We start from the raw sequence: 8,529 nt of genomic DNA on the forward strand, positions 1-8,529 counted from the left end.
GCAGGATGACCTGGAAGGGCGTGCCGGCCGCGAGATCACCGGTCAATTGGTCGGGAATGTCGACCACCGCCTCGCGCAGGTCCGAGCGCGCCACGGTGACGACCGTCTGGCCGGGCGAGACCGTCTGGCCAACTTCGGCGCCGACAGCGGTGACGACACCGTCGAAATCAGAGAACAGCCTGGCATAGCCGAGCTGTTCCTGCGATTTGGCAAGCGAGGCCTTGGCCCGCTCGACACCTGCCTCCGCAGCTTTGCGCGCCTGCTGCGCGGCGTCGAAGACAGCTTGCGTGGCGTTGGCCGAGGCGAGTAACTGGCGCTGCCGTTCCTCGCTGGCGGCGGCGTTGGCGAACTGCGCCTCGGCATTGGACAGTTCCGCCTTGGCCGCCTGGAGCGACAACTCCAGCGCGGTCGGATCGAGTGCCGCTATCGTCGTGCCCTTGCTGACGATGTCGCCGACCTGGACGTCGCGCGAGACGACCCGGCCAAGCAGACGGAAGGCCAGATCGGCGCTGACCTGCGGTTCGACGGATCCGGCAAAACCGAAGACTTGCGTGGTGCGCGGCTCGATCACCATCGACAGCACCGGCCGGATGATCTCGGGCGGCTTTTCCTCCGACCTGGAGCAGGATGCCAGCGCGCCGAGCATGAGCACGCCGAGCAGGATGCGCGGCGTCCGGCTCATTGGCCCGCTCCCGATATCTCGATCGTCTGTCCAGGGCTGAGCAGCTGTCCTCCAGCGGTGACGACGCTCTGGCCTTCGTCCAGTCCCCTGGCGATCACGACCGTGCCCGAATTGAACGCCAGCACTTCGACCGGCGCCATCGTCACCGCCTTGGTCGAGGGATCGACGATCCAGACCGCCGGCTTGCCGCCGCTGGACGTCAGCGCCTGCCAGGGCAGCAGGATCGCCTTCGCCGGCTTGGCGCTTACCGAGCCGATGACGGCTGCTCCCAGCGGCATGCCGGCGGGCGTGTCGGGAATGGCGACCTTGACCCGGATCGAGCCCGAAGCCGGGTCGACCGCAGGCGAGATTTCGCGGACCTTGCCCGTTGCCCTGACCTGCGGATCGGACAACAGCGTGATCGTCACCGCAGGCGATGCCGGTGTCTTGGCGATCAGCGTCTCCTGCACGTTGAACACCGCGTCGCGGTCGCCGTCCTCGGCGACGGTGAAGACGGTTTGCGCGGCTTGCACCACTTGGCCGGTTTCGACTTGGCGGGCGGTGATCACGCCGGCGGCACCGGCCTTGAGCTCGGTGAAGGACAGGTTTTGCTGGGCGTTGGAGAAAGCGCTCTGCGCGGCTTCGACGCTGCCTTGTGCCACCTTCAGGGCCTGGTCCGCGGCGTCATAGTCGCGCCTGGTGGTGAAGCCCTGCGCCAGCAGCGTTTTCTGCCGCTCGAAGGCGGCAACGGACTGGGTCAGTTGCGCCTTGGCTGCATCAAGATCGGCCTGCGCCGAGCGCAGGTCGGATTCCTGCTCCTGCGGGTCGATGCGGGCGAGCACCGTGCCTTGATCGACATGCTGGCCGACATCGACAAACCGTTCGGCGACGCGACCGCCGACCCGGAACGACAGATTGTTCAGCGTACGCGCCGCGATCACCCCGGTCAGCGAAGTCCTTGGCGCATAGTCGGCCATCGCCACCGTTTCGGTGCGCACCATGATCTGCAGTTTCTTGTCCGCCGCTTCCTGCTTCTGACAGCCGGCCAGAAGCAGCGCCGCCGTGCAGGCGAAAAGCGCCGGGGCGGCTGGAAAAGACAAAAGACCGGGAGCTTTGACCGATGGCTGCGAGACGGGCGAAGTCACGTTCCTGCTCATGGGCTCTCCCGACCGCGGGCCGCTCGCTGATCGCGGTGCCTCGCGGCCATCCAGAGGATAGTCGATCCCCGGGAAAAGGAAACCGGTCTCGTACGTGTATCGCCCGACTGGCTAAGCGCCGGGATCTGCCCACCGCAGGCCCAATCGCCTGCCGGTGGTGCCGACTTGAGGAAAACGTGAAATAAGGTCAGAAGACATCTCAACGGCATCAAACAGGACGGGCGCCGGCCCGGTGAGGGATACGATGAAGAATTCAGCCATTTCCGAACGCAAGAACCAATCGATTTCCCGCGGCGTCGGCATGACCACGCAGATTTATGCCGACCGGGCTGAGAATTCGGAAATCTGGGATGTCGAGGGGCGTCGCTATATCGATTTCTCGTCGGGCATCGCCGTCGTCAACACCGGGCATCGCCATCCCAGGGTGATCGAGGCGGTCAAGGCACAGCTCGACCGCTTCACCCACACCTGCCACCAGGTGGTGCCCTATGAGAGCTATGTGCGCCTGGCCGAACGGCTGAACGGCATGCTGCCCGGCAAGTTCGAGAAGAAGACGATCTTCGTCACCACCGGGGCCGAGGCTGTCGAGAACGCCATCAAGATCGCCCGCAATGCCACCGGCCGTCAGGCGGTCATTGCCTTCGCCGGCGGCTTCCATGGCCGCACCTTCATGGGCATGGCGCTGACCGGCAAGGTCGTGCCTTACAAGGTCGGCTTCGGCGCCATGCCGGGCGATGTCTACCATGCGCCGTTTCCTGTGCCGCTGCACGGTGTCTCGGTCGCCGACTCGCTGGCGGCGCTCGACCGGTTGTTCAAGGCCGATGTGGATCCGGCGCGCGTCGCCGCCATCATCATCGAGCCGGTTCAGGGCGAGGGCGGCTTCTACGACGCGCCGCGGGATTTCCTGGTTGCGCTGCGCAAGCTTTGCGACCAGCACGGCATGCTGCTGATCGCCGACGAAGTGCAGACCGGCTTTGCCCGCACCGGCAAGATGTTTGCTATGGATCACCATGAGGTGGCCGCCGACATCACCACCATGGCCAAGAGCCTGGCCGGCGGCTTTCCTCTGGCGGCGGTCACCGGCCGCGCCGAAATCATGGATGCGCCCGGCCCCGGCGGGCTCGGCGGCACCTATGGCGGCAGTCCGATCGGCGTTGCCGCGGCGCACGCCGTGCTCGACGTGATCGAGGATGAAAAGCTGTGCGACCGCGCCAATACGCTGGGCGCAAGGCTGAAACAGCGGCTGCAGTCGATCCGCGACGACGTGCCCGAGATCGTCGACATCAGAGGTCTCGGCTTCATGAACGCGGTCGAGTTCAACGACGTCAAGAAGGGCCTGCCCTCAGCCGAGATCGCCAATGCGATCCGGTTGAAGGCGCTCGACAAGGGCCTGATCCTGTTGACCTGCGGCGTCTACGGCAACGTCATCCGCTTCCTGGCGCCGATCACCATCCAGGACGAAGTCATGAACGAAGCACTCGACATTCTGGAAAGCTCGATCCGCGAAGTCTGCGCCGCCTGATCAGTAAGGTGCCGCGCCTGAGGGACGGAATTATCCCGCCGCTCTGGCGGGCTCATTCTCGAGGAAAGCAGCCAGTGCCGCTTTCAGCCCCTCGGGGCCAGCGGCCACCGTCTGCGGCGTCGGCGAGAAGCCGGCGCCCAACATCTTGCGGCCAAGCATATGGTCGCCCGGACGGTTGACCGATTCGATGCCGAGCAGCCGGTCGCCGGCATAGTGGTAGATCGAGAATTTGTTGTCGGGAAGGCCGCCCAGCACGACATGGCTGTCGCCGCCGGCGGTCAGGCCGACCATCTGCAGCTTCATGTCGCCGATGTCGGACCAGAACCATGGCACCGCAGAATAGGCGTCGGCATGGCCTGATATCGTGCGCGCGGCAAGCCGCGCCTGGTCGGTGGCATTCTGCACCGATTCCAGCCGCACGTCGCCGCCGGTGAACCAGTGACGGTAAGAGGCAGCATCGCCAATAGCGAGAATCTCCGGCACCGAAGTCCGCATCTGGTGATCGACGCGGATGCCGTTGGCGATGCCGAGGCCAGCTTCCTGTGCCAGTTCGACATTCGGCACGGCACCAATGCCGACAATGACCATGCGCGCCGGCAGTCTTTCGCCTGACGAGGTGATCGCGGCCACGACATGACCGTTTTCGCCTTCGAGCCCGGCGATCGAGGTGCCGGTGAGGATGCGCACGCCCGTCGCTTCCAGCCGTTGCCGGACGTGGCTCGCCACCACCGGCGCCACGGCGCGGCCGAGCAGCCGGTCCACCGCCTCGACCACTGTCACCGTGCGGCCGGCGGCCCTCAACGTGGCTGCGATCTCCAGCCCGATGAAACCGCCGCCGAGGATGACGACTTCGTCGGTTTGCGCGCTGAGGTCGCGAATCAGCCGCGCATCGGCCAGCGAGCGCAGCGACAGCACCCCGGACAGATCGGCACCGGGCAGCGGCAGCGTGCGCGGGCGCGAGCCTGTCGCCAGGATCAGGTGGTCGAAGGCAAGCGCACCACCGCCGGCAATATCCAAACTGCGGCGTCCGGCATCGATGCGATCGATCCTGACGCCAGGCCGGTAGTCGATGGCGCTGCCGGTGTAAAAGGCCTCGCCGCGCAAGGGTTGTGGCTTGGCCTCGGCATCCTTGATGAAGGTCTTCGACAGCGGCGGCTTGTGGTAGGGCAGTTCGTCCTCATCTCCGACGAGGATTACCGGTCCGTCATAACCGTCCTCGCGCAGACTTGCGGCCGCTTGCACGCCCGCATGGCCCGCGCCGACAATGACCACACCGTTCTTCATCGCACTCAATCCCGATTCTACCCTAGGATGTTCCGCCAGATGGCAATTGTCTGGCACCGCTGCAAGCGAGCTTTTGCGGGTCGCATCCGGGATGGCGGCTGTCAATCGCACAGTTCAGCGGCAAGACCGGTGCAGGAAAATGCATAAAGTTGACAGTCGCAGTTTAGAATAATTCTAAACTGTTGTTTCGATTGACTTTTCTTGCGGATTGTCATTGACATCCGACGGTGTCGCAGCTTTATGGAAGCTCGCGCGTCAGCGCATCCCTTTAATGTCTGGGCCTTGAACCCTTTCGATTGGAGGCATTTTGGTGTCTTTCTTCCGCGAACCGCGCGATGGCGCGGCATCTCTTGCGCCCAATGGCCCGCAGATGGCCTGGCGCCGGTTGCTGCGCGCGCCGTTTACAGAATTTCCGAGAAACTGGAGAGTGATCATGACAGCACGATATGGCAGCAGGCTTGCGGCGATCGGCGCCACTGCCCTGCTGACGGCGGCGGTATTCGTGTTGCCGGCAAAGGCGGAAACCGATGTAAAGGCGGTCATCAAGACCTATTCCGACATCGCGCTCGCGAAATACGAAGATTCGCTGACCACCGCGCAGGCGCTCGACAAGGCGGTCGACGCGCTGCTCGCCACGCCATCGGTGGAAACCCTCAACGCTGCCCGTGACGCCTGGAAGGCATCGCGCGTTCCCTACCAGCAGACCGAAGTCTACCGCTTCGGCAACAAGATCGTCGACGACTGGGAAGGCAAGGTGAATTCCTGGCCGCTGGATGAAGGCTTGATCGACTATGTCGCCAAGAGCTACGGCACCGAATCGGACGCGAACGCGCTCTACACGGCCAATGTGATCGCCAACAAGGAGATCGAGATCAACGGCAAGAAGGTCGATGCATCGAAGCTTTCGCCGGAATTCCTCTCCGGCACGCTGCAGGGAGCCGGCGGCATCGAGGCCAATGTCGCCACCGGCTATCACGCCATCGAATTCCTGCTCTGGGGCCAGGACCTGCATGGCACCGGCCCGGGTGCCGGCGAGCGCCCCGACACCGACTACGACCTCAAGAACTGCACCGGCGGTAATTGCGACCGCCGCGCCGAGTATCTGAAATCGGCCAGCGACCTTCTGGTTTCGGATCTTCAGGAGATGGTCGGCAACTGGAAGGAAGACGGCGCCGCCCGCAAGGCTCTTGTCGATGGCGAGCCGAACACGGCGATCTCGACGATCTTCACCGGCATGGGCTCGCTGTCCTACGGCGAACTGGCCGGCGAGCGCATGAAGCTCGGCCTACTGCTGCATGATCCGGAAGAGGAGCACGATTGCTTCTCCGACAACACCTACAATTCGCATCTCTACGACGCCATCGGCATTCGCGCGGCCTATCATGCGAGCTACACGCGTCTCGACGGCACCATCGTTTCGGGTCCTTCGGTGGCCGATATGGTGAAGGCGGCCGACCCGGCGATCGACAAGGAACTGTCTGACAAGCTCGATGTTTCGGTCGCCAAGATGGAGGCGATCAAGGCGCGTGCACTGGCCGGCGAGGCCTATGACCAGCAGATCGCCGAGGGCAACATTGAGGGCAATGCCACCGTCCAGGCGGCGATCGATGCGCTGATCGATCAGACCAAGTCGATTGAGCGCGCCGTCGGCTCCCTGAAGCTCAGCACCATCGCCTTCGAAGGGTCCGACAGCCTCGACGCGCCGGACAAGGTGTTCAAGTAAGGGGTAAACGACGGAGACTGACCCGGAGCCGGACAACCGGCTTTGGAACGGCCTCCGCCAGAAGATCAAGCCACACGGCGCGGGAGACGCCGTCAGCCAGCCGAGCAAGCCAATGCTGATTTGTCATTGCAACATCATCACCGAGAAGGAGATCGAGCAGACGATCGTCGGGCTGCTGGACCAGGATCCCTGGCAGTTGATCGTGCCGGCGAAGATCTATCATGCAATGCAAAAGCGCGGTCGCTGTTGCGGCTGCTTCCCAAATGTGGTGGAAACGATCATTCGGGTCACCGAAAACTACCACGCCCGCTCGGAGGCGAGCGGCGTGGATGTCGTTTCACACCTGGATCGCGTCAGAGGCCTGCGCATCCAATACGGGAGCAGAATTCATGAAAGGCGATCCGCAGATCATCGAGCGGCTTAACGAGGCCCTTTTTCTGGAGCTTGGGGCCGTCAATCAGTACTGGGTGCATTTCCGTCTGCTTGAGGACTGGGGATACGCGAAGCTGGCAAAGAAGGAGCGGGCGGAATCGATCGAGGAGATGCACCATGCCGACAAGCTCGTCGCCCGCATCATCTTCCTCGAAGGCCATCCGAACCTGCAGTCCGTGGCGCCGCTGCGCATCGGGCAGAACGTCAAGGAAGTGCTCGAATCCGACCTTGCCGGAGAATATGACGCACGTACCGCCTACAAGCGTTCGCGCGAAATCTGCAACGACGCCGGCGACTACGTGACGATGAAGCTGTTCGAGGAATTGCTGGCCGACGAGGAGGGTCACATCGACTTTCTTGAGACGCAGCTCGACCTGCTTGCCTCGATCGGCGAGGAGAAATACGGCCAGCTCAACGCCGCATCGGCAGACGAGGCGGAGTAAGGGCATGCGGGAATGCGGCGCCTGCTAGAATTCGTGCGCCGCTCGCGGCGGGCCAATGGCTCGCCGCCCCCTGAGAAGACGCCAGCCGGATTGGCGCGTCGGCGCTGTGTCATGCTCGTGTTGGCGCTTACCTCTTCGGCGATGGCGGGTGATCTTCAGCCGGCCGGCTTCGCTACCACGCGCACCGACCTCAATGCGAAGGATCAGGCGCGCGCCATCGCCGTCACCAGGCCGACCACGGATTTTTCCAGGCCAGAGCCGTTCGAACTGATGCAAGGTGGCGCCGGCACGTCCCGAAAGGACGTCAGCCGCGATTCCTTCTCGCAATCCTCGGCCAACCTCACCTTCGAGGAACAGGGCGACTTCAAGCTTGGCAATGCCCTTTTCCGCAAGAACTGGGTCTCGTCGCCATCCTCGACGCAGGCGTCGGACGGGCTCGGCCCGCTGTTCAACGAACGTGCCTGCCAGAACTGTCATCTGAAGGACGGCCGCGGCCGCCCGCCGCAAGGCGACGCCGGCACCACGTCGATGTTCCTGCGGCTGGCCCGCGACGCCAGCAGCGTGGAAGAGAAGGCGGCGCTTGCCGACCATGAGGTGCTCAACTTCCCCGACCCGGTCTACGGCAGGCAATTGCAGGAGCTCGCCGTACCCGGCCTGCCCGGTGAAGGCAGGATGCATATCGACTATCAGGAACGTAAGGTAGAGCTGACGGACGGCGCTGTGATCTCCTTGCGCAAGCCGAGCTATTCGGTTGACGGCCTTGGCTACGGGCCGCTTGACCCACGCACCACACTGTCGCCGCGCCTGACCCCGCCGATGATCGGCCTGGGCCTGATCGAACAGATCGCGCCGTCTGATATTCTCGCCCAAGCCGATCCGGACGACAGGGACGGCGACGGCATTTCCGGCAGGCCGAACATCGTGCGCGATAGCCTGAACGGGGAACTGACGCTCGGCCGCTTCGGCTGGAAGGCGCAGACCGCGTCGATCCGCCAGCAGGCGGCGGATGCCTTTGCCGGCGACATCGGCATCTCGACGCTCGAAGAGCCGAGGCATTGGGGCGATTGCACTGCTGCGGAGGCAAAATGCCTCGCCATGCCGAACGGCGTGCAGCAGCGTCTTGGCCCGGTCGAGGCGCCGCCGCCGGTGATGGATCTCGTCACCTTCTATTCGCAGAACCTGGCCGTGCCGTCGCGCCGGGACCTCGACCGGCCGGACGTGCTCGCGGGCAAAAAGACATTCTACGAGATCGGCTGCATTGCCTGCCATACGCCGAAATTCGTCACGCGCCGCGATACGCCCAATAA

Annotated in this window: 8 protein-coding genes; 5 read left to right on the top strand and 3 right to left on the bottom strand. The window is 64.0% G+C overall.

Annotated features, from left to right (window positions below; translation table 11 throughout):
* Positions 1-682 (bottom strand): efflux RND transporter periplasmic adaptor subunit (locus tag EN969_RS07455; RefSeq protein ID WP_127419051.1); only part of this gene is annotated, 682 nt, incomplete at its 3' end.
* Positions 679-1,818, bottom strand: coding sequence for an efflux RND transporter periplasmic adaptor subunit (locus tag EN969_RS07460; protein ID WP_063169983.1), 1,140 nt, complete (start codon positions 1,816-1,818; stop codon positions 679-681). The genes EN969_RS07455 and EN969_RS07460, both read right to left, overlap by 4 nt.
* Before the next feature lie 244 nt (positions 1,819-2,062).
* Between EN969_RS07460 and EN969_RS07465 the strand changes: the two genes are divergently transcribed.
* Positions 2,063-3,340, top strand: a complete 1,278-nt coding sequence (locus EN969_RS07465) for a 4-aminobutyrate--2-oxoglutarate transaminase (protein WP_013527918.1) — start codon at positions 2,063-2,065, stop codon at positions 3,338-3,340.
* Positions 3,341-3,370: 30 nt separating this feature from the next.
* On the opposite strand, the gene EN969_RS07470 is transcribed toward EN969_RS07465, so the two are convergent.
* The gene (locus EN969_RS07470) at positions 3,371-4,624 is read right to left on the bottom strand and encodes an FAD-dependent oxidoreductase (RefSeq protein WP_063169984.1); all 1,254 of its coding nucleotides are present in this window, start codon (positions 4,622-4,624) and stop codon (positions 3,371-3,373) included.
* A 433-nt stretch (positions 4,625-5,057) separates the two neighbouring features.
* Between EN969_RS07470 and EN969_RS07475 the strand changes: the two genes are divergently transcribed.
* The 4 genes from EN969_RS07475 to EN969_RS07490 form a co-directional block, all read left to right on the top strand.
* Positions 5,058-6,347, top strand: coding sequence for an imelysin family protein (locus tag EN969_RS07475; RefSeq protein ID WP_063170455.1), 1,290 nt, complete (start codon positions 5,058-5,060; stop codon positions 6,345-6,347).
* Between the two features lie 112 nt (positions 6,348-6,459).
* Positions 6,460-6,771: a (2Fe-2S)-binding protein gene (locus EN969_RS07480; protein ID WP_013527915.1), complete on the top strand. Its 312-nt coding sequence runs from the start codon at positions 6,460-6,462 to the stop codon at positions 6,769-6,771.
* Positions 6,737-7,222, top strand: a complete 486-nt coding sequence (bfr, locus tag EN969_RS07485; RefSeq protein ID WP_013527914.1) for a bacterioferritin — start codon at positions 6,737-6,739, stop codon at positions 7,220-7,222. Before EN969_RS07480 ends, bfr begins: the two co-directional genes overlap by 35 nt.
* 12 nt (positions 7,223-7,234) lie before the next feature.
* A partial coding sequence (locus tag EN969_RS07490) for a di-heme oxidoredictase family protein (RefSeq protein WP_127419052.1) occupies positions 7,235-8,529 on the top strand: 1,295 nt, incomplete at its 3' end.

Source organism: Mesorhizobium sp. M7A.F.Ca.CA.003.01.2.1 (assembly GCF_003998945.1).
Taxonomy (GTDB): domain Bacteria; phylum Pseudomonadota; class Alphaproteobacteria; order Rhizobiales; family Rhizobiaceae; genus Mesorhizobium; species Mesorhizobium ciceri.